Below are 24,429 nucleotides of genomic sequence, written 5' to 3' on the forward strand. Positions count from 1 at the left end.
TCCTGCGGCGCGTGGTCGCAGGGCTTGGCTTAGAATCGCGACTGGCCCACGGGAGACTGCCGATGCAGCGTTACCTCGCCTATGCCGTCACGGTGTTGCTGACGGCCTGCATGCTGGTGTTGGCATTGTCCTGGCCTGTGGCCTGGTGGGGCGTTGCGCTCTTCGGCGCGCTGGCGGTGCTCGGTACCTGGGACGTGCTGCAGACGCGCAGCACGTTACGCCGCAATTACCCGGTGCTGGCGCATTTCCGTTACGGGCTGGAGTCGGTTGGCCCCGAAATCCGCCAGTACTTCATCGAAGGCGACACGGCCGAAGTGCCGTTCTCGCGACAGCAACGTTCGCTGGTGTACCAGCGCGCCAAGGGCGTGATGGACGTGGTGCCGTTCGGCAGCCAACAGGACGTGTACAGCGTGGACTACGAATGGATCAACCATTCGATGGCGCCGACGCACGTGGATTCGCACGACTTCCGCGTGGTCATCGGGGCTGGCTCGGCGCAGCCGTACTCGGCCAGCGTGTTCAACATCTCGGCGATGAGTTTCGGCGCGCTGTCGGCGAATGCGGTGCGCGCACTTAACGAAGGCGCGCGACGGGGTGGCTTCTACCATGACACCGGCGAGGGCTCGATCTCGCCCTACCATCGCGAGAAGGGTGGCGACCTGGTTTGGGAAATCGGCTCCGGTTACTTCGGTTGCCGCGATGAAGAGGGGCGCTTCAGTGAGGCGCGCTTCGTCGAGAACGCGCGCTCGCCCCAGGTGAAAATGATCGAGTTGAAGTTGTCGCAGGGCGCCAAGCCGGGCCACGGCGGCGTCCTGCCGGCAGCGAAGGTCAGCGCGGAAATCTCAGCGACCCGCGGCGTACCGATGGGGCACGACTGCGTCTCGCCGGCGAAGCATTCCGCCTTCTCCACGCCGGTGGAGCTGCTGCAGTTCATCGCGCGCCTGCGTGAGCTCTCCGGCGGCAAGCCGACCGGTTTCAAGCTGGCCATCGGGCACCCCTGGGAGTGGTTCGGCATCGCCAAGGCCATGCAGGAGACCGGCCTGTTGCCGGACTTCATCGTGGTGGACGGTGCGGAAGGCGGTACAGGCGCGGCGCCCGCGGAGTTCATCGACCATGTGGGCGTGCCGATGCACGAGGCGCTGCTACTGGTCCACAACACGCTCGTCGGTTTGAACCTACGCGACAAGGTGCGGCTGGGTGCCGCCGGCAAGATCATCAGTGCCTTCGATGTCGCCCGCACGATGGCCATGGGCGCGGACTGGTGCAACGCCGCCCGGGGTTTCATGTTCGCGCTGGGCTGCATCCAGTCGCAGAGCTGCCACAACGACCGTTGTCCTACCGGCGTCGCCACGCAGGATCCGAAGCGCTGGAAGCACCTGGACGTAGGCGACAAGTCGGTGCGCGTGCAGCAGTTCCATGACAACACGCTGAAGGCGCTGCGCGACATGCTGTGCGCGGCCGGCCTCGACCACCCGCAGCAGCTGGGGCCGGAACACATCCTGCGCCGGGTGTCACCGATCGAAGTGCGCTCGCTGGCCTCGTTGTACCGGTTCCTGGAGCCGGGCGAACTGCTGGACCGGGTGCCGGCGCATGCGGTGTTCCGGGACTTCTGGGCCGATGCCCGCAGCGACGCGTTTGCGCCGCCCAAGCGGGTCAGCGCCCTGTGCGACACCAAGGACCGCTGAGGCGGGTGCGTTGACCGGCTCCCCGGTCCCCGTTTATCATGCGCGCCCCGACGAATTCGGGCGGTTAGCTCAGCGGTAGAGCACTGCTTTCACACGGCAGGGGTCACAAGTTCGAAACTTGTACCGCCCACCAGATCCAGCGAAAAGCCCGGCCTCGGCCGGGCTTTTTCGTGTCCGCCTACTCCCGGCGCATGCCGACGTGCCGGCCGCCCGCCATTCGACGGAATGCGCTTCCGATGGCGCCATAAGTGCTTGTTTCTGTGGCCGAAAAGGCCGGTCTGGCACACCCGTTGTGATACACTCCACAGGTTGCAGAACCCGCCGGAATCCCCGCCTGTCGCTGCCTCGCCGACCCTCGTCGGCTAGGCCCGCTTTGGCCCGGATTCAGGCCCGAGACAATCAGAGAAACACGGAACCCGAATGGCCGATACCGCCAAGGAAATCATCCCCGTCAACCTCGAAGACGAGATGCGTCGCAGCTATCTCGATTACGCGATGAGCGTGATCGTGGGGCGCGCGCTTCCGGATGTCCGCGACGGTCTCAAGCCTGTCCACCGGCGCGTCCTGTTCGCGATGAACGAACTGGGCAACCACGCCAACAAGCCGCACGTGAAGTCCGCCCGTATCGTCGGTGACGTGATCGGTAAGTACCACCCGCACGGCGACCAGTCGGTCTACGACACGCTGGTGCGCATGGCGCAGCCGTTCTCGCTGCGCTACATGCTGGTCGATGGCCAGGGCAACTTCGGTTCGGTCGATGGCGACTCCGCCGCCGCCATGCGTTACACCGAAGCCCGCATGGCCAAGCTCACCCATGAGCTGCTGGCGGACATCGACAAGGAAACCGTCGATTTCCAGCCCAACTACGACGAGAAGGAACTGGAGCCGACGGTCCTGCCGACGCGCTTCCCGAACCTGCTGGTGAACGGTTCGGCCGGCATCGCGGTGGGCATGGCCACCAACATCCCGCCGCACAACCTGTCGGAAGTGGTCAACGGCCTGATCGCGCTGATCGACAATCCCGAGCTCGATGTCGACGGGCTGATGCAGTACATCCCCGGCCCGGATTTCCCCACCGGCGGCATCATCAACGGCACCGCCGGCATCATCGCCGGCTACCGCACCGGCCGCGGCCGCGTGCGCATGCGCGCCAAGGCCGACATCGAGGTCAACGACGATAACGGCCGCGAGTCGATCATCGTCACCGAGATCCCGTACCAGGTGAACAAGGCGCGGTTGATCGAGAAGATCGCCGAGCTGGTGAAGGAAAAGAAGCTCGAAGGCATCAGCGAGCTGCGCGACGAGTCCGACAAGGACGGCATGCGCATCTACATCGAGGTCAAGCGCGGCGAATCGGCCGAGGTCGTCCTCAACAACCTGTACCTGCAGACGCCGATGGAATCGGTGTTCGGCATCAACATGGTCGCGCTGGTCGACGGCCGTCCGCAGCTGCTCAACCTGAAGCAGATGCTGGAAGCCTTCGTCCGCCACCGTCGCGAAGTGGTGACCCGCCGGACCATCTTCGAACTGCGCAAGGCACGCAATCGCGCCCACATCCTGGAAGGCCTGACGGTCGCGCTCGCGAACATCGACGAGATGATCGAGCTGATCAAGACGTCGGCCAACCCGCAGGAAGCGCGTGAGCGGATGCTCGCCAAGACCTGGGAGCCGGGCCTGGTGGGATCGCTGTTGGCCGCCGCGGGCGCCGAGGCGTCGCGGCCGGAAGACCTGCCTGCCGCCATCGGCTTCGTCGACGGCCGCTACCAGCTCAGCGAGGCGCAGGCCACGCAGATCCTGGAAATGCGCCTGCACCGCCTGACCGGCCTGGAGCAGGAGAAGCTGACCGAGGAATACCGCCAGCTGCTGGAAGTGATCGCTGGCCTGATCCGCATCCTCGAGAACCCGGACGTGCTGCTGCAGGTGATCCGCGACGAGTTGCTGAACGTCAAGGCCGAATTCGGCGACGAGCGTCGCAGCGAGATCCGCCACAGCGAAGAGGATCTCGACATCCTCGACCTGATCGCCCCGGAAGACATGGTGGTCACGCTGTCGCACGCGGGCTACGCCAAGCGCCAGCCGGCCAGCGCCTACCGCGCGCAGAAGCGCGGCGGCCGCGGCCGCAGCGCGGCGGCGACCAAGGAAGAGGATTTCATCGACCAGTTGTGGCTGGTCAACACGCACGACACGCTGCTGACCTTCACCAGTAGCGGCAAGGTGTTCTGGCTGCCGGTCTACCAGCTGCCGGAAGCCGGTTCCAACGCGCGCGGCCGCCCGATCATCAACTGGATCCCGCTGGAACCCGGCGAGAAGGTCCAGGCCGTGGTGCCGGTGCGCGACTACGAGGAGGGCAAGTTCGTCTTCTTCGCCACCAAGAACGGCACCGTCAAGAAAACCCCGCTCACCGAGTTCGCCTTCAAGCTGGCGCGCGGCAAGATCGCGATCAACCTGGACGACGGCGATGCACTGGTCGGCGTGGCGCTGACCGACGGCGAGCGCGACGTCATGCTGTTCGCCTCCAACGGCCGCGCCGTGCGCTTCTCCGAAGCGCTCGTGCGCGCTATGGGCCGTACTGCGACCGGCGTGCGCGGCATGCGGCTGGCGGAAGGCGTGGATGCGGACGTCGAGGGCGAGCAGGACGAGGGCGAAGCCGCCGACGGCGAAGGCGGCACCGCCATCGTCGAGGCCGGCTCCGAAGTGGTCAGCCTGGTCGTCGTCGATGGCGATGGCGACATCCTGACCGCCAGCGAGCGGGGCTACGGCAAGCGCACCCCCGTGGGCGACTATCCGCGCAAAGGCCGCGGTACGCGTGGCGTGATCGCGCTGAAGACGACCGAGCGCAACGGCCGCCTGGTCGGTGCCATCCAGTTGTCCGACCACCACGAGGTCCTGTTGATCTCCGATGGCGGGACCCTGGTACGCACCCGCGCGGCGGAGATCTCGCAGGTGGGCCGCAACACCCAGGGCGTCACCCTGATCCGCCTGTCCGACGGCGAAACGCTGCAGGCGGTGGAGCGCCTGGATGCGTCGCTGGACGAGGACGAAGGCGAGGGCACCGAGGGCGGCATCGGCGCGGCACCGGCCGCATCCGACGCCAGCGAAACCTCCCCGGAGGCCTGACCGACCCCGGAGGCGCGCGGGCGATGACCCCGCCGCCTCCATCCCTGCGTTCTATACTGCCGACACGACCACGGCAGGGAATGGCACATGGGATCGGTACATCGGAACAGGACGAACGCGCGTAGCCGCTGGGTGCGCGCGTTTTTTATTGCCTTGTTGGCCGCAACGGCCGTCGCCGGCTGCAAACGCAATGAAACCGGCCAGCTGCCGGAAGCCAGCGGCGAACCCATCAAGGCCGAAGCGGCCAAGGTTGAGGGCTTCGCGCTCGTCGGCGCTTATCCCGACCAGCATGATGGCGACCTCGCCATCGCCCTTGAGTTCAGCCGCCCGCTGGTGAGCTCGCAGGATTTCGACGACCTGTTGGTGGTGAAGGACGCCAATGGCGCCGCGGTGAAGGGCAGCTGGGTGCTGGACGACAAGGGCCTGATCCTGCGATTCCCGTCGGTCGAAGCAGCGAAGGATTACGACGTCACCCTGAAGGCCGGCCTATCCGCCGCCGACGGCACGCGCCTGGGCAAGGACGACACGCGCAAGGTGCATACCGGCGAGCTGGACCCGGCCGTTGGCTTCGCATCGCAGGGCAGCGTGCTGCCGGCGCGCGAGAGCCGGGGCCTGCCGGTGGTGTCGATCAACGTGCCGGAAGTGGACGTGGAGTTCCTGCGCGTCAGCGAGAAGCAGTTGCCGAAGTTCTTCGCCGAGTACCAGCGCGGCGGCCGCCGCGGCAGCTGGGACCTGGACAGCGACTACGGCGACAGCACGCCGATCGGCGACCTCGCCGAGCCCGTCTACCTCAACCGGTTCGTGCTGGGCGGCAAGCCCAACGAGCGCGTGCTGACCTACCTGCCGATCCAGGACATCCGCGAACTGCAGGATCCTGGCTTGTACTTCGCGGTGATGAAGCGCACCGGTAAGTTCGCCGGCGAGTTCGAGACCGCGTTCTTCACCGTCAGCGACATCGGCCTGCACACGCGCGCGTACAAGGACACGTTGTTCGTGCACACGGCGTCGCTGCAGGACGGCGCTGCCATCGGTGGCGTCGAGCTGAAAGTCCTAGATGCACGCGGCGAAGCCGTGCTGGCCGGCAAGACCGACGGCAACGGCAATGCGCTGCTGAAGTACACGCTCGACGCCGCCCACGTGCTGGTCGCCACGCGCGGCAAGGACGTGTCCATGCTGCCGTTCAACCAGCCAGCGTTGGACTTGTCCGAATTCGCCGTGGCCGGTCGCGAACAAGCCTGGTTCGACGTGTTCGCATGGTCCGGTCGTGATCTGTATCGCCCCGGCGAGATGGTGCGTATCTCCGCCCTGCTGCGCGACAACGACGGCAAGCCCGTTCCCGCGCCCAAGCAGGGTGGGGGACAGCCCGTGTTCCTGCGGCTGAAGCAGCCGGACGGCAAGGTGTTCCGCGAGACCCGCCTGCAGCCCGGTGCACAGGGCTATTTCAGTTTCGAGCAGGCGATCCCGGTGGAAGCGCCGACCGGTCGCTGGCAGGTGGAATTCCGTACCGACCCGGCGAGCAAGGAGGCGGTGCAGGGTATGACCCTGCGCATCGAGGAATTCCTTCCCGAACGCATGAAGCTGGACCTGGATGCGGCGCAGCCGGTACTGAAGCCGGGCGAGCCGCTGAAGCTCACCGCGACCGCAGCGTATCTTTATGGCGCGCCGGCCAGCGGCAACCGCTTTACCGCCAAGCTCGCGGTCGCGGTGGAACAGCATCCGCTGGAGCAGTTGCCGGGTTACTTCTTCGGCGACCCTACGCTGGAGCTGCCGAAGGAAGCCAAGGACGTCATCGACGCCACGCTGCCGGAGAACGGCGTGCTGCAGGAAGACATCGCGCTGCCCGCCGAGGCCAAACCGCGCAGCACCATTGCGGCGATCGTCTCGGGCAGCGTCTACGAAACCGGCGGCCGCACGGTGAACCGCACGCTGAAGCGCGTGTTGTGGCCCGCCGGTTCGCTGGTCGGTATCCGTCCGCTGTTCGACGACAAGGACGGCGCCGACGCCAACGCCAATGCCGGCTTCGAACTGGTGCGCGTGGATGCCGCGGGCAAGCCGCAGCCGGCGAAGGGCCTGAAGGCCACGCTGGTGCGCGAGCTGCGCGACTACCACTGGAACTACGACGAAGACGGCGGCTGGGATTACGACTTCACCCGCCGGTTCGAAAACAAGGACACGCGCACGCTGGATATCGGCACCGGTGCCTCGAAAGTGGATTTCCCAGTGGAGTGGGGCGAATACCGGCTCGACGTGTTCGACCCGGCGACCGGCCTGACCACCCGCTATCCGTTCCGCGCGGGCTGGAGCTGGGACGACCAGAACCGCGGCCTGGATGCGCGCCCCGACAAGGTCAAGCTGGCGCTGGACAAAACCGGCTACAAGGCCGGGGACACCTTGAAGGTGACCATCACGCCGCCGCACGCGGGCAAGGGCCTGCTGATGGTGGAAGCCGACCGCATGCTGTACGTGCAGGCGATCGAGGCCAAGCCGGGCAGCACGTTCTCTATCCCGGTGACCAAGGAGTGGGAGCGCCATGACGTCTATGTGACCGCGCTGGTGTTCCGTGGCGGTTCCGCGCCCAGCAAGATCACCCCGGCCCGCGCGGTGGGCGTGGCGCACGTGCCGATGGACCGTCGCGACCGTCGCGTCGCGGTCGGTCTGTCGGTGCCCAAGCAGATGCGGCCGGAGCAGGACCTGCGGGCGAGCGTCAGCGTACCGGAACTCGCGGGCCAGACTGCGCACGTCACCGTATCCGCGGTGGACGTGGGCATCCTCAACATCACCCGCTTCCCGGTACCGGATGCGAATGCGCAGTTCTTCGCCCAGCGTCGGTTGGGCGTCGACGCGTACGACATCTACGGTCGCGTGATCGAGAGCTTCGAAGGCGGTAGCGCCAAGATCCGCTTCGGCGGCGACATGGCGCTGGAAGCGTTGCCGCAGGCCAAGCGCCCGACGGCGCGCGTGCAGACGGTGGATCTGTTCTCCGGGCCTGTGAAGCTCGATGGCAAGGGCAATGCCCGCGTCGCACTGAAGGTGCCCGACTTCAACGGCACGCTGCGTGTGTCGGCGCTGGTCTATTCCGACACGCGCTACGGCAATCGTGACCGCGAAACCGTGGTGCGTGCGCCGATCGTGGCCGAAGCCAGCCTGCCGCGCGTGCTCGCACCGGGCGACAAGAGCACGGTGACCCTGGACGTGCAGAACTTCACCGGCAAGACCGGCGCGTTCAAGGTCCTGGTCAACGGTGAAGGACCGCTCAACATCGGCGAAGGCAGCCGCAGCACCGACCTCGCCATCGATGCCAAGCGCACGCTGACGTTCCCGATCACCGCAGGTGAGGGCTACACGACGGCACAGGTCCGCGTTCGCGTGGAGGGCAACGGCTTCAAGGTGGACCGGCGCTACGACGTTCCGGTGCGCGCAGGGTGGCCGGCTGTGTTGCGCTCGCGCACGCAGGTGCTGGATAGCTTGGCGCCGGTGGAGATGGGCTCAGGGTTCGCGGATGGATTGATGCCCGGGTCGGTGACCGCGCGCATGACGGTCAGCGCGCTGCCGCCGATTCCGTTCGCCAGTGCCTTGAAGGGCGCGCTGGAATACCCCTATGGTTGCGCGGAACAGACGACCAGCAAGGGCTATGCGGCGCTGGAACTGGAGGACGCCACGGCGAAGCTGTTGGGCATCGATGGCCTCGACGCGAAGAAGCGCCGCGAGCGCATGGAAGGCGCGTTCGGTCGCCTGGCCTCGATGCAGGTGGCCAATGGCCACTTCTCGATGTGGGGCAACGACGACTACGTCAATCCCGGTTTGACGCCCTACATCGCCGAGTTCCTGCTGGATGCGCGCGAAGGCGGGTTCGCCGTGCCGGACGCCGTGCTGCAGAAGGCGCTGACGCGCCTCAACGAAGATCTGCTCGCCGGTGGCGCGCAGTTCTACGGCTATGACCGTCGCGATCACCTGAAATTCGCCAACCAGGCCTACGCGGGGTATGTGCTGGCGCGGGTGAATCGTGCGCCGCTCGGTACCTTGCGTGCGCTGTACGACAACGAGCGTGGCAAGGCCCTGACGGGTCTGCCGCTGGTGCACCTGGGTATCGCCTTGACGCTGCAGGGCGACCGCAATCGCGGCGCCAAGGCGATCGCCGAAGGCTTCGCCAAGACCGGCGACCGACCGGAGTACCTGGGCGACTACGGCACGAAGCTGCGCGACGACGCGTTGATGATCGCGCTGGTGCACGAACGCAAGCTGACCAAGCCCGAGTACGACCGCCGCGCGATCTCGCTCGGACGCGAGCTGGATGCACGGCGCAACAGTGGCTGGCTGTGGCTGAGCACGCAGGAGCAGGTGGCGCTGGCCCGGCTGGGCAAGGCGTTGATGGTGGACCAGAAGAAGCTGGTCTCCGGCCAATGGAGCATCGGCGGTGATGCGGAAACCGTCGCGCCGGTGCGCCTGTTCGGCCGGAGCGTCGACCACGCGGCGCTCGCACGCGGCGTGCGCTTCGTGCCCGAAGGTTCGCCGCCGCTGTACGCCTCGCTGGACGTGGCCGGCATCCCGCGTAGCGCACCAGCGCCGGACAATCGCCAGATCGGCATCGAGCGCCGGTACTACAAGACCGACGGGCAGGAGTGGAAGGGCGGCACGCTGAAGGAAGGCGAGGCGTTGATCGTGCGCGTGGGCGTCACGGCGCACGTGGACATGCCCGATGCCTTGTTCACCGACCTGTTGCCGGCTGGCCTGGAGATCGAGAACTTCAATCTGGGCGATGCGAAGCAATGGGCCGAGGTGGTCGTGGACGGCATCGCGATCAGTGATCGCGGCAGCGCCGCCGACGTCAAGCACGAAGAGTTCCGTGATGACCGCTACGTGGCGGCGCTGAAGCTCGATCGCGGCGGCACGGCGAAGTTGTTCTACCTCGTTCGCGCGGTGACGCCTGGCATCTATACGGTGCCGCCGTCGCTGGTGGAAGACATGTATCGCCCGGATATTCGCGGCGTGGGCAAGGCCTCGCCGGCGACGATCACGGTGGTGCAGCCGTGAGGCGGTCACCTTCTCCCCGCGTGCGGGGAGAAGGTGCTGGGCAAGGATGAAGGACGAAGCACGCCCGCAGCGCCTGAGAAGTTTCGCAGGCGCCCTACCGCGCACGCGGCGCTGGTTGCCATGGCTACGGTGGGGCACGGTTGCCGCGCTCGCCGCGCTGCTGGTGCTCGATCTTGCCTTCCCGCCGCCGCTACCGAAAGTTCGCGACACCAGCACGTTGGTGGTCGCGCGCGACGGCACGCCACTGCGTGCCTTCGCCGACCGCGATGGCGTATGGCGCTATCCCGCGACACCCGAGACGGTGTCGCCGCTTTACCTACAGGCCTTGTTGAACTACGAAGACCGCTGGTTCTGGCGGCACCCCGGCGTCAATCCTTGGGCGCTGGTGCGTGCGGCTGGGCAGTTCGTCCGCCATGGGCGGGTGGTGTCCGGCGGCTCGACGCTGACCATGCAGGTGGCGCGTATGCTGGACCGGCACTCGCGTACGCCCTGGGGCAAGGCCAAACAGATGCTGCGCGCGGTGCAGCTGGAAGCGCACCTGTCCAAGCGCGAGATCCTCACGCTGTACCTGGAACGTGCGCCATTCGGCGGCACCATCGAAGGTGTCGATGCCGCGAGCTGGGCTTATCTCGGCAAACCTGCGTCGCGGTTGTCGCATGCAGAAGCGGCATTACTCGCGGTATTACCGCAATCGCCCAGCCGACTGCGTCCGGATCGTCATCCCGACGCGGCACAGGCCGCGCGCGACAAGGTGCTGCAGCGCATGGCCGATCTCGGCGTTTGGTCGACCGCGGAGGTGGAGGACGCGCGCATCGAGCCGGTCGTCGCGCGAACCTTGCAGCCGCCGCTGCAAGCGGCGTTGCTAGCGGAGCGGCTGCGACGGCAGCAACCGCGCGTGGCACGGATCGTATCCACGCTCGATGCCGGCCTGCAGCGAACGCTGGAGGAGCGCGTGCAGGGCTATTTCTCGGCGCTGCCCCCGCGCACGTCGGCTGCGTTGCTGGTGGTCGATAACGCGACGATGGAGGCGCGCGCCTATGTGGGATCGGTCGCGTTCGGCGATCGCCAGCGGCTGGGGCACGTCGACATGGTGCAGGCTTGGCGCTCGCCCGGCTCCACATTGAAGCCTTTCTTGTACGGGCTTGCTCTTGATGACGGCCTGATCCATTCCGAAAGCCTGCTGGTCGATGCGCCGCAGTCGTTCCATGGTTACCGTCCGGGCAATTTCGATGCCGCGTTCAACGGGCCTGTCAGCGCAGCGGATGCGCTGCGCCTGTCGCTCAACGTGCCCGCGGTGGACCTGCTGGACCGCGTTGGCCCCGATCGCTTCTCGGCGCGATTGGCCAACAACGGCCTCGCGCTGCGCTATCCACGCGGTGCGAAGCCCAACCTGTCGCTGATCCTGGGCGGAACAGGCGCGCGCCTGGAGGACCTGGTGGGCGCGCATGCGGCGCTGAACCGCGAGGGACTGTCGGGCCGCGTACGTTACACGGTGCAGGATCCATCTTCGGATCGCCGGCTGCTGTCGCCTGGCGCGGCGTGGATCATTCGCGAGATCCTGGAAGCGCACCCGCGACCGGGCTATGGCAGCGGTGTGCTGGATACCGGCGGCCGCCCACGCGTCGCCTGGAAGACCGGTACGAGCTACGGCTTCCGCGATGCCTGGGCGCTGGGCGGCACGCGTCGCTACACCGTCGGCGTGTGGGTGGGGCGACCCGACGGCACGCCGTTGCCCGGGCAGTACGGGGCGGTTACGGCGCTGCCGTTGATGTTCGAAGTGATCGACAGCCTGCCGCGCGCACGCGGCGATGCGGAGCCGCGTCCACGACCGGTCGATGTCGCCGCGACCGACATCTGCTGGCCCCTCGGCTTGCCGCCGGAACCGGATGCAGCCTCGCTGTGCCAGCGCAAGCGCGACGCGTGGACGCTCGGCGGCAATGTGCCGCCCACCTTCGCCGAACGCGATGCGCGACTGTGGAGCGTCGGGCGGGAGCGCTTCGACATCGACGTGCGCACGGGATTGCGCCTGTCTGCCGAATGCTCGCGTCCGCACGACGTGCGCAGCACCGAGATCGCGCGCTGGCCCGCGCTGGCATCGCCCTGGTTGTCCATGCAGACGCGCGCGGCATCGCGCCTACCGGCACTGTCGCCGGATTGCCGATCCGATGGCCGTGATGCCAGCGAGGAACTGCGCATCGAGGGGCTCAATGATCGCGCCACGATCGCCCGCGCGCCGGGCAGCCCGCACGGCGTTCGTTTGCAGCTGCGTGCGCTGGGAACGGAATCCCGCATCCAGTGGCTGCTCGATGGCCGATGGATCGCGGAAACAGACGGCGCGCAGGCCTTCCAGCGCGAGTTCGACGAACCCGGCGAACACCAGCTCACCGCGTTGGCCGGAAGCGGCGCGTGGACGCGGGTACGGTTCGAGGTGTTGCGTTAGGGGTGAAGGCCCGCGACGGTCCAGCCGTCGCGGGCGCTGGCGATCAGCCCAGCTGTTCCAGCATGTGTTCCGCGCCGGATACCTTGTACTCGCCGGGCGCTTCGACGAAGACATGCTTCACCACGCCGTCCTCCGCGTACAGCGCGAAGCGCTTGGCGCGGATGCCCATGCCGTAGGCGCTGGCGTCCATCTCCAGGCCCAAGGCCTTGGCTAGGTCGGCATTGCCGTCGGCCAGCATCTGCAGGCCCTCGGGCACGTGCTGGGTCTTGCCCCACGCCTGCATCACGAAGGGATCGTTCACCGACACGCAGAACACCTCGATGCCACGCTTGCGGAATTCGTCGAAGTGCTGCACGTAGCTGGGCAGGTGCTTTTCGGAGCAGGTCGGGGTGAACGCGCCGGGCACGGCGAACAGGACCGCCTTGCGGCCGTCGAACAGGGCGACGGTATCCACCGTCTCCACGCCCTCGCGGATGCGCTTGAGGGTCACTTCGGGAATGCGTTCGCCAACCTGGATGCTCATCGGACTGCCTTGGAGTGGGGATATGCGGGCCAGTGTAGCGCGCCGGCGTCATGCCGCCGTGACTCCCTGGCGTCCACGCCGCCGACACCGCGGGCGATTAGAATTGCGTCGTGGCGCCCGGGTGCGGGCCGCTTACGGAAACGGCGGAGTTCGCATGCAGTTCAAAGACTATTACGCGGTACTGGGCGTCGAACCTTCGGCCGGCGACGCCGAAATCAAGACGGCCTATCGGCGGCTGGCTCGCAAGTATCACCCGGATGTCAGCAAGGAAGCCGGTGCCGAGGACCAGTTCAAAGCCGTCAACGAGGCTTACGAAGCCCTGCGCGATCCGCAGAAGCGCGCGGCCTACGACCAGTTGCGCGCGCGCGGCTATCGTCCCGGCGAGGAATTCCGCCCGCCGCCGGATTTCGGGCGAGGTGGGCCGGGGTCGCAGGATTTCGATTTCGAAGAGATCTTCGGCGGTGCGGGCGGTGGCGGCGGTGGTGCCGGGTTCAGCGATTTCTTCGAAGGCCTGTTCGGCCGGCGCGGGCGCGCGGAGCAGGCCACGCCACGGGGGCCGCAGGGTGCGCGTGATTCGCGCGCCAAGCTTGCGGTGCCGCTGCAGGCCGTGCACGACGGCGGCAGCGTGCGGGTGAACGTCAACGGCCGCCAGCTCGACGTCAGGGTGCCGACCGGGGTGAAGCCGGGGCAGGTGATCCGGCTGGCCGGGCAGGGCAGCCAGGGCGGCAACCTGCTGCTGGAAGTGGAGTACGCACCGCATCCGCAGTTCGAGGTGGATGGCCGCAACATCATCCACGTGTTGTCGCTGACACCGTGGCAAGCCGCGCTCGGCGCGTCGGTCAGTGTGCCGACGCTGGGAGGTGCGGTGGAGCTGAAGATCCCGCCGGATTCGGATTCCGGCCGCAAACTGCGCCTGCGGGGCCGCGGCCTGCCGGGAACGCCACCGGGCGACCAGATCGTCGAGCTCGAGATCACCGCGCCGCGCGCCGAGACCGATGAGCAGCGCAAGGCTTACGCCGCGTTGGCCGGGGCCTTCGGCGAGTAAGGATTCCGGCGGTGTGGCGAAATAATCGCCACGCGGCTCGACAGCCCCGGCCTGCAACGCCGCGCGACGGTTATCCGCAGATTCGTGCAGCACTCATCCACACGCGATGTGGACAACCGGGCGGATGCCTAACCCATAAAAAACCACGCCACCCGAAGGTGGCGTGGTGGGCGACGAGGAAGTCGCTTACTTGACCTGCTTGGCGGCCGGCGCAGCGGCCGGTGCCGTCAGGCCGCGCTTTTCCAGCAACGGCTCGATCTTCGGATCGTGGCCGGCGAAGTCGCGGAACAGCTTCATCGCATCCTGGCTGCCGCCCTGCGACAGAAGCGTCTTGCGGAAGTGGTCGCCGTTCTCGCGCTTCAGGCCGCCATGGCTCTTGAACCACTCCACGCTGTTGGCGTCGAGCACTTCCGACCAGATGTACGCGTAGTAGCCGGCCGAGTAGCCGCCCATGATGTGGCTGAAGTAGGGCGTCTTGTAGCGCGGCGGCACGGGCTTGTAGTTGATGCCGTCGGTGGTCAATGCATTGGCTTCGAACTTCATCACGCCGGCCGCATCGGGCACCTGGTCGGCGGTGATCTGGTGCCAGCGCTGGTCGAGCATCGCGGCGCCGAGGTACTCGGTGGTGGCGAAGCCCTGGTTGAACTTGGACGCGGCGATCACCTTGTCCAGCAGCGCCTGCGGCATGGCTTCGCCGGTCTTGTGGTGCTTGGCGTAGTTGGCCAGGATCGACGGCCAATCGGCCCACATCTCGTTGACCTGCGACGGGTACTCGACGAAATCGCGCGGCACGCTGGTGCCGCTGAAGTACGGGTACTTCACGTTGGAGAACATGCCGTGCAGCGCGTGGCCGAATTCGTGGAACGTGGTGGTCACTTCGTCCCACGTCATCAGCGTGGGTTCGCCGGCCGGCGGCTTGGGTACGTTCAGGTGGTTGGCGACCACCGGCTTGTCGCCGGTCAGGCCCGACTGCGACACGTACGAATTCATCCATGCGCCACCGCGCTTGGAGTCGCGCGCATACGGGTCGAAGATGAAGATCGCCAGCTGCGAACCGTCGGCGTTGAACACGTCGTAGGTCCACGTGTCGGCGTGGTACTTCGGCAGGTCGGTGCGTTCCTTGAACGTCAGGCCGTACAGCTGGTTGGCGGCGAAGAACACGCCGTTCTCCAGCACGTTCTTCATCTCGAAGTACGGCTTGAGCTGCGATTCATCGAAGTTGTACTTCGCGGCGCGGACCTTCTCGGAGTAGAACGCCCAGTCCCACGGTTCGAGTGCGAACGTCGGCTGCCCCTTGGCCTTCTGTTCCTGGTCGATCATCGCCTGCAGGTCGGCGGCTTCGCGCTTGGCGTTGGCCACCGCGGCCGGCGCCAGCTTGCCGAGCATCGCGTTGACGGCTTCCGGCGTGCGCGCGGTCTGGTCTTCCAGGCCGTAGGCGGCATGGTTGGGATAGCCCAGCAGCTTCGCGCGGTCGGCGCGCAGCTTCATGATGCGCGAGACCAATGCGGTGGTGTCGAACTCGCCGCCGTGGCTGCCGCGCGCGACCGAGGCCTCGTGCAGGCGCTGGCGCAGGGCGCGGTTGGTCAGCTGCGACTCCGGCGGCTGGCCGGTGGTGTTCAGCAGGGTCAGCACGTACTTGCCTTCCAGGCCACGCTTCTTGGCGACTTCAGCGGCGGTGGCGATCTGCGCTTCAGTCAGGCCGTCGAGCTGCTTCACGTCGTCTACGACCACAGCCGAGGCATTCACGTCCTTCAGTACGTTGTCGCTGAAGGTGGTGGCCAGCGAGGCCAGTTCGCCGTTCATCTTCTTCAGCGTCGCCTTGTCGGCGTCGTTGAGATTTGCGCCGGAGCGCACGAAGCTGGTGTGGTAGCGCTCGATCAGGCGCACGCCTTCCGCGTCCAGGCCCAGGTCATTGCGCTTGTCGAACAGCGCCTTGATGCGCGCGAACAGCTTCGGATTCAGGCTGATCGCGTCGCCGTGGGCGGCGAACTTGGCCGAGTAGTCGGCGCGCAGCTTGTTGCGGGCGTCGTTGGTGTCGGTGCCCACCAGGTTGAAGAACACGGTGGTGGCGCGATCCAGCACCTGGCCGCTCTTCTCCATCGCGATGATGGTGTTCTCGAAGGTCGGAGTGGCTGTGTTATTGGCGATGGCATCCATCTCCTTCAGCTGCTCGGCCATGCCGGCATCGAAGGCGGGTGCGAAATCGCTGTCCTTGATCTTGTCGAACTGCGGGTAGTGCAGCGGCAGCGGGCTTTCCGCGGAGAAGGGATTGGCGGCTTGGGCGGCTTGGGTGGCCGGCGTGGCGGCCTGGCTGTAGGCGGGCATGGCGAGTCCGAGGGTCGCGGCGAGCGCGATGGCGAGGCGGGTGGTCATGAAGCACGACGTCCTGACAGGGTAGATAGCCAAGGGTAACCCAGGGGGTGGGGCCGGACCCATGACGAAAGGCATGGGCACGCCCCCGGAAAGCCCGTCAATCTGCGGCAGAATGCCCCGAGCGCCCCTTGACGGAGAGTCCTGTGAAGCCTGTCCTTGCATTCTGTTGTGCGCTGCTGCTGGCGCCCTCGGCGCTGGCCGCCGAGACACTGAAGTACGTCGCGCTGGTGGATGGCGGCAAGAAGGCGGGCGAACAGACGGTCACCATCGGCGATGACGGCGTCACCCGGGTGGATTTCATCTTCAAGGACAACGGGCGCGGGCCGGAACTGAAAGAGGAATACCGCCTTGCGCCGGATGGCACCTTCCAGCAGTACCAGGTGAAGGGCGTATCGACGTTCGGTGCACCGGTCGATGAAACCTTCACTCGTGACGGCGACCGCGGGCAGTGGAAGAGCACATCCGATGCCGGTACGCACACCTTCACCGGCACGGCGCTATACACGCCGCTGGGCGGTACGCCTGCGTCGACCTCTGTCGCGCTGGCGGCGTTGGCCAAGCGTCCGGACGGCAAACTGCCGCTGGTGCCGAGTGGCATGCTGACGCAGCGCAAGATCGCATCCGTGGACATCCGTAGCGGCGATCGATCACGCACTGTCGATCTGCTGGCGTTGACCGGCATCGGCTTCACGCCCTCGTTCGTGTGGGTGACGCGGGATGCCGAACCGCGCATGTTCGCCTACATCTATCCGGGTTTCCTGCAGCTGATCGAAGACGGTTGGCAAAGTACCGCCAACACGCTGGAGGCGCGCCAGAAGATCGCCGAGCGCGAAGCGTTGGTCGCGATGCAGCAACGTCTGGCGCATCCGTTGCCGGGCACCACGCTGATTCGCAACGCGCGTGTGTTCGACAGCGAGAAAGCCGTCCTCGGCGCTGCGGCGGACGTCGTCGTGCGAGATGGCAAGATCCTGTCGGTGTCGCCGGTGGGGCAATCGCGGGTCGCGGCCGACAACGTGGTGGACGCCGGCAATCGCGTGCTGCTGCCCGGCCTCTACGATATGCATGTGCATGCGGGCAGCTGGGAAGGCGGCCTGCATCTGGCGGCCGGCGTGACCAGCACGCGCGACATGGGCAACGACAACGCGACACTGCAACAGCTGATGGCCGAAGAGAAGGCCGGCACGCTGATGCATCCCCGGGTGATTCCGGCGGGTTACATCGAAGGGCAGAGTCCGCATTCGTCGCAGGGCGGATTCGTGGTGAAGGATCTGGCCGGCGCGAAGCAGGCCATCGACTGGTACGCCGACCACCATTATCCGCAGATCAAGATCTACAACTCGTTCCCGAAGGAGATCCTGCGCGACACGACGGCCTACGCCCACCAGCGCGGCTTGCGGGTCAGTGGCCACGTGCCGGCCTTCCTGCGCGCGCAGGACGTGGTGGAGCAGGGCTACGACGAGATCCAGCACATCAACCAGGTGATGCTGAACTTCTTCGTCACCCCGGAAACCGACACGCGCACGCTGGCGCGCTTCTACCTGGTCGCGGACAAGACCGATGGCCTGGACTTCGACAGCAAGCCGGTGCAGGACTTCATCGCGGAGCTGGCGAAGAAGCAGATCGTCATCGACCCGACGCTGGCGACGTTCGAGTTCATCCACCAGCGCGAAGGGCAGCTGTCGCCGATCGTCGCCGATGTCGCCGACCACCTGCCGCCGGATGTGCAGCGCAGCCGGCGCGCGGCCGAGATGGACATCAAGGACGACGAAACCGGTGCGCGCTACAAGCGCAGCTTCGACAAGCTCGTGGAGTTCACCGGCCGCATGTACCGGGCCGGCGTGCCGATCGTCGCGGGTACCGACGAACTGCCGGGATTCACCCTGCAGCGGGAGCTCGAACTGTATGTGCAGGCGGGCCTGACGCCGTCGCAGGTGCTCCAGGTGGCCACCTGGAACGGCGCCAAGTACACCCGTACGCTGGAGGATGCCGGATCGATCACGCCCGGCAAGCGCGCCGACCTCGTGCTGGTGGATGGCGACCCGACGACGAACATCGCCGACGTACGCAAGCTGGCCCTGGTGATCAAGGGCGGCCAGGCCTACTACCCGGCCGAGATCCACGAGGCGCTCGGCATCGCGCCGTTCTCCCCGTCCGTCAAGGTCCAGCCGGCACGCTGACGCGGCAGCGACGCTACGCCAGGTTCTCGTAGCGCCGCCAGATCCAGCTCAGTTCGTACAGCAGCGCAGCTACCGCAAACGCGCCGTGAAAGCGGGGGTTGCGCGTGACGATCGCCGCCACGCTGCCGGCGATGTACACGGTATTCCGCACCCAGTATTCCGCGCCCAACTGTTGAACATAGGCGCTCCCCTTGATCAGCGTGTCGCCGGCATCGACGACGAACATCAGCGCGAGCAGCCCGAAGAACCAGTGCTTGCGCCCGTAGTAATAGTCGCGATAGCCGGCGCCTTCCGGCAGCGATTCGGGGAACACCAGCGCGCACAGCAGGTAGAGCAGCAGTGCGTACAGGGTGACGTAGAGGTACAGGTTGAAATTCCAGTGCGCCTGGTGCGACAGGCTGAATTCCCACCACCAGAAGTGCAGCAGGTACACGAACATGAAAGTCGCCCAGACCAGGTGCACCCCGTAGACAGGGTGCGCGCGCGGGCGTTCGACGATGCGCGCGGTATGGCGCAGCAGGTGGGTCAGGCCCAGGCCCACGATCATGCCCAGCAGGATGCGGACATGGATGTAGAGGCTGGCATGGCTGGCGGGATCGGCGGCTTCTTGCATGGGCAGCGTCCTGGATCCGGTGCGCGGCCACGTTAGCCGATCATCGGCCTTCCTGCACGGTGCCTTGCCCTGTGCGCCCCGGCGGTGTCTGATAGCGCCTTTCCCGGAGACCGCGCATGACCACTGCCTACGACTTTTCCGCCCAGGACATCGATGGCCGCGAGCGGTCGCTTTCCGAATACCAGGGCAAGGCGCTGTTGATCGTCAACGTGGCGTCCAAGTGCGGCTTCACGCCGCAGTACACCGGACTGGAAGCGCTGTGGCGCGAATTCGGGCCGCAGGGTCTGGTGGTGCTGGGCTTTCCCTGTGACCAGTTCGGGCACCAGGAGCCGGGCGACGAAGCGGAGATACGCAATTTCTGCTCGCTCAACTACGACGTGACCTTCCCGATGTTCGCCAAGGTTGATGTGAATGGCGACGCCGCGCATCCGCTGTGGAAGTGGCTGAAGCAGGAAAAGAGCGGGCTGCTGGGCATCAGCGCGATCAAGTGGAACTTCAGTAAGTTCCTGGTCGGTCGCGATGGCCGCGCGCTCAAACGTTACGCCCCGACCGATACTCCAGAATCCCTCGCGGGAGACATCCGTACCGCACTCGCGTGAGTTCCGCGCACGACACGACGGACGGCCCGTTGTTCCATATCGAGTTCGCCTCGACGGACTATGGCCTGCGCGCCTGGGCGACGGGCACCAACGGAACGTTGGACACCACGCTCGCGTACTGGCGCGCGATCGCCGAAGAAGTGCGCCGGCTGCAGCCGAAAGGTGTGCTGGTGGTGGACGACATGGAAGGAGAACCGCCGCCGCCTGGGCAGCTGCTGGAATTCGTGCAGGCCATGCAGGGGCAGGGCATGGAAGCCGTGCGGATCGCCTATGTAGAGCGGCATGCCGAACAGATCCCACAGATTGAGTTCGCGGGCTTGCTGGCCAACGAGCACGGTTTCCACGCGCAGATATTCGGTGATGAAGCCACTGCCGTGATCTGGCTTCGCTATGGCGGCGGTTAGCCCTGTCCGTCAGCCCTGTGCAGGAGATTGCTCGACCTTGCGCTGCAGTGCTTCTTCCGGCAACAGATCGAGAAGCTCCTGCGTGAAGGACTGCAGCACGTCGTCCGAATAGCCGCGGTGGGTCTGCGCGATCAGCCCATCCTGGCCGATGATGAACATGTTGGGCAGGGCAGTGACGCCATAGCGGTCGCTGACCACGCCCCGCTCGTCGAGCACGTAGGTGACCTTGAGGTTCTTGTTCGCGCGGATCACGGCATTGAAGTCGCGGCGCGGTTCCTTGAAGTTCACCGCGATGACTTCCAGGTGCTCGCGGCCGACGATCTCCTGGACCCTGCCCAGCATGGGCAGTTCCCGCCGACACGGCCCACACCACGATGCCCAGAACGTCACCACCACCACCTTGCCCCGCAGGGCGGCAAGGTCGATGGCGTTGCCCTCGCGGTCCTTGAGGCCGATGGGCGGCGGAGTTTCCCCTATCCCGGGCTGCTTAACCGGCTCGGCGGCATGGGCCCACGTCGTCACCGCCAGCAGGACCGCCAGCCACAGGCTACGCATCATCGCTTGTCCTCCCCAGGACGTTGCAGGCGAGCGTAGCACCTGCAAGGCGGGTTGTGCGGCTCGTCAACGGGGCCCGATGCTGTCGGGGCCGGGGCTTATTTCTCGACGAAGGCGCGCTCGAACACGTACTGGCCTGCGGTGCCGATGCGGGGCGCGGCAGCAAAGCCGCGGCCATCCAGCAGCGCGCGGAAATCGGCCAGCATCTGCGGGCTGCCGCAGATCATGGCGCGGTCGTGCTCGGGGTCCAGCGCCTCGATGCCGAGCGTCTTCATCATGTCGCCGCTGGCCATCAGGTCGGTCAGGCGACCACGGTTCGGGAATTCCTCGCGGGTGACCGCGGGATAGTACAGCAGCTTCTCGCGGATGGTCTCGCCGAGGAACTCGTGCTGCGGCAGTTCCTTCTCGAAATAATCCCGGTATGCCAGGTCTTCCACGCTGCGCACGCCATGGGTCAGGATGACCTTATCGAAGCGCTCATAGGTTTCCGGGTCCTTGATCACCGACAGCCACGGCGCGAGGCCGGTGCCGGTGCCCAGCAGGTACAGGTTGCGGCCCGGATGCAGGTCGCTGATCAGCAGGGTGCCGGTGGGCTTGCGGCCGATCAGCACGGAGTCGCCGGGCTTGATGTGCTGCAGGCGCGAGGTCAGCGGACCGTTGGCCACCTTGATGCTGAAGAACTCCAACTGTTCTTCCCAGTTGGCGCTGGCGATCGAATAGGCGCGCAGCAATGGTTTGCCTTCGACTTCCAGGCCAATCATCACGAACTGGCCGTTCTCGAAGCGGAAACCGTCGTCGCGGGTGGTGGTGAAGCTGAAGTAGGCGTCCGTCCAGTGACGGACATCGAGCACCGTTTCGGTGCCGAACGCGGAGGACATGAGGGGGTCTTGGCTATTGAATCAACGGCCCATTGTAGCCGACGCCTGCGCTTCGGCCTTGATCGTGCTCAATCCATCGACGGCTGAACATCCGGCGCCGGCACTACGTGGCCGCGCCGGTGGAAGTACAGCCGTTCTGCGACCAAGCGCATGAAGGGTGTCCTGAAGGCCAGGTCGAACGGTCCATCGAACTGGACATGGTCAAAGGCCCAGCGCAATGCCCGCTTTGCGCGGAAGCCAGGCACGGCGCGGGTCACGACCGGAATGCCGCTGGCTTCGGGGCGCTTCAGACGACGCGCCAGCGCTTCGCCCACCGTGCTGCCGTGGCGCAAGCCCGCATGGATGCCGCCGGCCGTGACCGGCGACACCATGCCCGCCGCATCGCCGACAAGCACCACGCCATCCCGCTGCCAGGCGCGCACCGGGCCTCCGCACGGGATCAGGCCCGCGCGGATGCTGTCGGGGCGTCGGGGTGCGGACAGGCCCGTCATCATGGCGGTATGGCGAAGAAAGCCGTCGATGTCCGGCACGACGGACGATCCAGCGCAGTGGCGACGCGCCAACCCTGCCTGCACGCCCGCCGGTGTCTGTGCGACCCAGCCGATGTAGCCCGGTGCGTAGTGCTTGCTGATGAAGCAGTGCAAGGCATCCGGTTCGCGCAGGGCCACGCCATCGAACTCGTGCTCGACGCCGTACAACCATTGGTCCACGCGACCCAGGCCGAGGCGCATCGCCACCCGCGATGTCGCGCCATCGGCGCCCACGAGCCAGCGCGCGCGCCCGATGCCCGGTAGCCTCCAATGATCTCCGGCGCGCTGCGCATCTCGGAAAGGCGTGCCCAGGCGCAGCGTGATGCCGCGTTCGACCAGGCCATCGCCGAGCCAGCGCATCAGCGCGGGCGTGTCGGTGGTATAGAAACGATAGTCCGGTGCCGCGAGTCGCACGCTGCGCAGGTTAGGCGCATACAGGCGGACGTGCGGCACTGCGCGCAGGAGTGGGGCGGGTACATCCACCAAGCAGGGATGCCGCAAGGTTTCGGCTACCAGGATGCCGGTGGTGTGGATGCGCTCGCCGAGATCGCGCTTGCGGTCCACCACGCAGACGCGCGCACCGTGTTGCGCGAGAGTCTGGGCGCACGCGATGCCGGCAAAGCCGGCGCCCACCACGATGACGTCGTAGTCCGTTTCCTGCATACGCGTGGATGCTCCGTTCCTCGGGAGCGTCCAAGGTGCTGCGCATCTGCGGGGTCGCCATGAAGCGACGGTGAAGCCATCGGAGATGTCGGAGACACCCAAGAAAAAAGGCGCCCCGCGGGGCGCCTTCGTTTCAACCAGCGGCTCACTCAGCCGTGGCCGCCACCGCGCGGTCCGCGCTGGCCACCGCCGCCGGGCCGTCCACCGGGGCCGCGGCCACCCGCGGGACGACCACCGGGACGAGGACCTGCGTGCTGCGGCCGATTGCCGCCACCAGGGCGACCTTGGGGCCGGGGACCACGGGGCTGCTGGCCGTAAGGATTGAACCCGGGGTTCGCATGATCCGACGGGAAGCTCGGCGCATTGCCGGGGTGGCCGTAGGGACGCGCCGCACGCTGCGGCTTGCCGGCGCCAGCGCCCTGCGCACCACGCGGGCCGCGCTCGCCTGCAAAGCCGCCGCCCTGGTCGTTGCCGAAGCGGTTGCCACCAAAGCCGCCGGCACCTGCGCCGGGGCCGCGCTTGCCCGCACCACCGGGCTTGCCGCCCGCGCCGGGACGCCCGCCTGGCTTGCCGCCGTAGGGCTTCTTCGGGCCGCCGGGGCCGGCATTGCGATGACCGGCAGGGCCGGTGTCCACGCCGTCCGGCACGTACCAACTGCGGAAGGCGGCGGGATTGCCATCCGGCAGCGGCTTCGGGCCCTTCGGCGCGCGTTGCTTGAACGGCTTCTGCGACTGTTTGGCGGCCTGTTCGCCGCTGACGGTCAGGCCGCCGTGGGGCTTCTTGCCGCGGCCACGGCCGCGGTCTTCGCGCACGTGGTCGAAGCGACGCAGCTCACGGCCTTCGTCGGCCGTGTTGTGTCCGTTGACGTAGGCGCTGCCGCTGCGGCCGCCACCGAGGTGCACGGTGGACTTGGAGGCCTTGCGCTGGCCGATGACCGGCTGCAGCGTCAGTGCGGCGGGTGCGCCGTCTTCAAGCCCCAGTTCCTTGCGCAGCGATTCCACCTGCGCGTCCGCCAGTTCCTGCGACTGGCCGCGCAACAGCGGCTGCGGCAGGCTCACCTTGCCGTAGCGCACGCGCTTCAGGCGGCTGACCTGGCAACCCTGCGATTCCCACAGGCGGCGCACTTCGCGGTTGCGGCCTTCCTTCACGACCACACGGAACCAGTCGTGCGAATCGGTGCCGCCGATGCGCTCGATTTCGTCGAACTTGGCCGGGCCGTCGTCCAGGGCCACGCCGCGGCGCAGGCGGTCGACGACGTTGTCCGGCACGCTCTCCTGGCCTTCCGGCGCGCGCACGCGCACCACGTATTCGCGCTCGACTTCGTACGACGGATGCATCATCGCGTTGGCGAGCTCGCCGTCGGTGGTCAGCAGCAGCAGGCCGGTGGTGTTGATGTCCAGGCGGCCGATCGCGATCCAGCGCGCGCCCTTCAGGGCCGGCAGCGCTTCGAAGATCGTCGGGCGACCTTCGGGATCTTCGCGGGTGGTGACTTCGCCTTCGGGCTTGTTGTAGATCAGCACGCGGGCCGGCTCGGTCAGCGCGCTGGCGACGAAGGTCTTGCCGTCCAGTTCGATCTTGTCGCCGGCCTTGACCGACAGGCCGGTCTGCGCGGTTTCGCCATTGACCTTGACCAGGCCGTCGGCGATGCGCTGTTCCAGCGAACGACGCGAGCCGAGGCCGGCCTGCGCCAGCACCTTGTGCAGGCGCTCTTCCAGGCGCGCCGCTTCGACGGGTGCGGTTTCACGCTTCAGGGACAGCTTGCCCAGCGTGGTTTTCTTCGGGGTGTTGCTCATTGC

General features: G+C 66.8%; 15 protein-coding genes and 1 tRNA gene. 9 read left to right on the top strand and 7 right to left on the bottom strand.

Annotated features, from left to right (window positions below; genetic code table 11):
* Positions 1-62: 62 nt before the first annotated feature.
* The 5 genes from BM365_RS00135 (at position 63) to pbpC (ending at position 12,273) form a co-directional block, all read left to right on the top strand.
* Positions 63-1,685, top strand: a complete 1,623-nt coding sequence (locus BM365_RS00135; protein ID WP_093485496.1) for an FMN-binding glutamate synthase family protein — start codon at positions 63-65, stop codon at positions 1,683-1,685.
* Positions 1,686-1,743: 58 nt separating this feature from the next.
* Positions 1,744-1,818: transfer RNA gene (locus BM365_RS00140), tRNA-Val, on the top strand.
* 287 nt (positions 1,819-2,105) lie between these two features.
* Positions 2,106-4,802 (top strand): DNA gyrase subunit A, encoded by a 2,697-nt coding sequence (gene gyrA / locus BM365_RS00145; RefSeq protein WP_093485498.1) that lies wholly within the window; start codon positions 2,106-2,108, stop codon positions 4,800-4,802.
* An 87-nt stretch (positions 4,803-4,889) separates the two neighbouring features.
* Positions 4,890-9,833, top strand: coding sequence for an alpha-2-macroglobulin family protein (locus BM365_RS00150; RefSeq protein ID WP_093485500.1), 4,944 nt, complete (start codon positions 4,890-4,892; stop codon positions 9,831-9,833).
* 46 nt (positions 9,834-9,879) lie between these two features.
* Positions 9,880-12,273, top strand: coding sequence for a penicillin-binding protein 1C (gene pbpC / locus BM365_RS00155; RefSeq protein ID WP_093485502.1), 2,394 nt, complete (start codon positions 9,880-9,882; stop codon positions 12,271-12,273).
* Positions 12,274-12,316: 43 nt separating this feature from the next.
* On the opposite strand, the gene BM365_RS00160 is transcribed toward pbpC, so the two are convergent.
* Positions 12,317-12,796, bottom strand: a complete 480-nt coding sequence (locus BM365_RS00160; RefSeq protein ID WP_093485504.1) for a peroxiredoxin — start codon at positions 12,794-12,796, stop codon at positions 12,317-12,319.
* A gap of 154 nt (positions 12,797-12,950) precedes the next feature.
* On the opposite strand from BM365_RS00160, the gene BM365_RS00165 reads away from it, so the two are divergent.
* On the top strand, positions 12,951-13,841 hold the full coding sequence (locus BM365_RS00165) for a DnaJ C-terminal domain-containing protein (RefSeq protein ID WP_093485506.1): 891 nt from the start codon (positions 12,951-12,953) through the stop codon (positions 13,839-13,841).
* Between the two features lie 186 nt (positions 13,842-14,027).
* Here the strand turns inward: BM365_RS00165 and BM365_RS00170 are convergent, their stop codons facing one another.
* On the bottom strand, positions 14,028-16,214 hold the full coding sequence (locus tag BM365_RS00170; RefSeq protein WP_093485508.1) for a M3 family metallopeptidase: 2,187 nt from the start codon (positions 16,212-16,214) through the stop codon (positions 14,028-14,030).
* Positions 16,215-16,357: 143 nt separating this feature from the next.
* On the opposite strand from BM365_RS00170, the gene BM365_RS00175 reads away from it, so the two are divergent.
* A complete protein-coding gene (locus BM365_RS00175; RefSeq protein WP_093485510.1) occupies positions 16,358-18,391 on the top strand; it encodes an amidohydrolase family protein in 2,034 nt (677 codons plus the stop codon).
* A 13-nt stretch (positions 18,392-18,404) separates the two neighbouring features.
* On the opposite strand, the gene BM365_RS00180 is transcribed toward BM365_RS00175, so the two are convergent.
* Positions 18,405-19,004, bottom strand: a complete 600-nt coding sequence (locus BM365_RS00180) for a hypothetical protein (RefSeq protein ID WP_093485512.1) — start codon at positions 19,002-19,004, stop codon at positions 18,405-18,407.
* Positions 19,005-19,120: 116 nt separating this feature from the next.
* Between BM365_RS00180 and BM365_RS00185 the strand changes: the two genes are divergently transcribed.
* Entirely contained in the window at positions 19,121-19,603 is a 483-nt protein-coding gene (locus BM365_RS00185; protein WP_093485514.1) for a glutathione peroxidase, read from the top strand.
* On the top strand, positions 19,600-20,007 hold the full coding sequence (locus BM365_RS00190) for a hypothetical protein (protein ID WP_093485516.1): 408 nt from the start codon (positions 19,600-19,602) through the stop codon (positions 20,005-20,007). The genes BM365_RS00185 and BM365_RS00190 overlap by 4 nt, the downstream gene beginning before the upstream one ends.
* Before the next feature lie 9 nt (positions 20,008-20,016).
* On the opposite strand, the gene BM365_RS00195 is transcribed toward BM365_RS00190, so the two are convergent.
* From BM365_RS00195 to BM365_RS00210, 4 genes are all read right to left on the bottom strand, one after another.
* Complete coding sequence (locus tag BM365_RS00195) at positions 20,017-20,565, bottom strand: TlpA disulfide reductase family protein (protein ID WP_093485518.1); 549 nt, start codon at positions 20,563-20,565, stop codon at positions 20,017-20,019.
* A gap of 95 nt (positions 20,566-20,660) precedes the next feature.
* On the bottom strand, positions 20,661-21,440 hold the full coding sequence (locus BM365_RS00200) for a ferredoxin--NADP reductase (protein WP_093485520.1): 780 nt from the start codon (positions 21,438-21,440) through the stop codon (positions 20,661-20,663).
* Between the two features lie 68 nt (positions 21,441-21,508).
* Entirely contained in the window at positions 21,509-22,633 is a 1,125-nt protein-coding gene (locus BM365_RS00205) for an NAD(P)/FAD-dependent oxidoreductase (RefSeq protein WP_093485522.1), read from the bottom strand.
* A 149-nt stretch (positions 22,634-22,782) separates the two neighbouring features.
* Positions 22,783-24,426 (bottom strand): pseudouridine synthase, encoded by a 1,644-nt coding sequence (locus BM365_RS00210; RefSeq protein ID WP_093485524.1) that lies wholly within the window; start codon positions 24,424-24,426, stop codon positions 22,783-22,785.
* Positions 24,427-24,429 lie beyond the last annotated feature (3 nt).

This window comes from Pseudoxanthomonas sp. YR558 (genome assembly GCF_900116385.1).
GTDB lineage: Bacteria > Pseudomonadota > Gammaproteobacteria > Xanthomonadales > Xanthomonadaceae > Pseudoxanthomonas_A.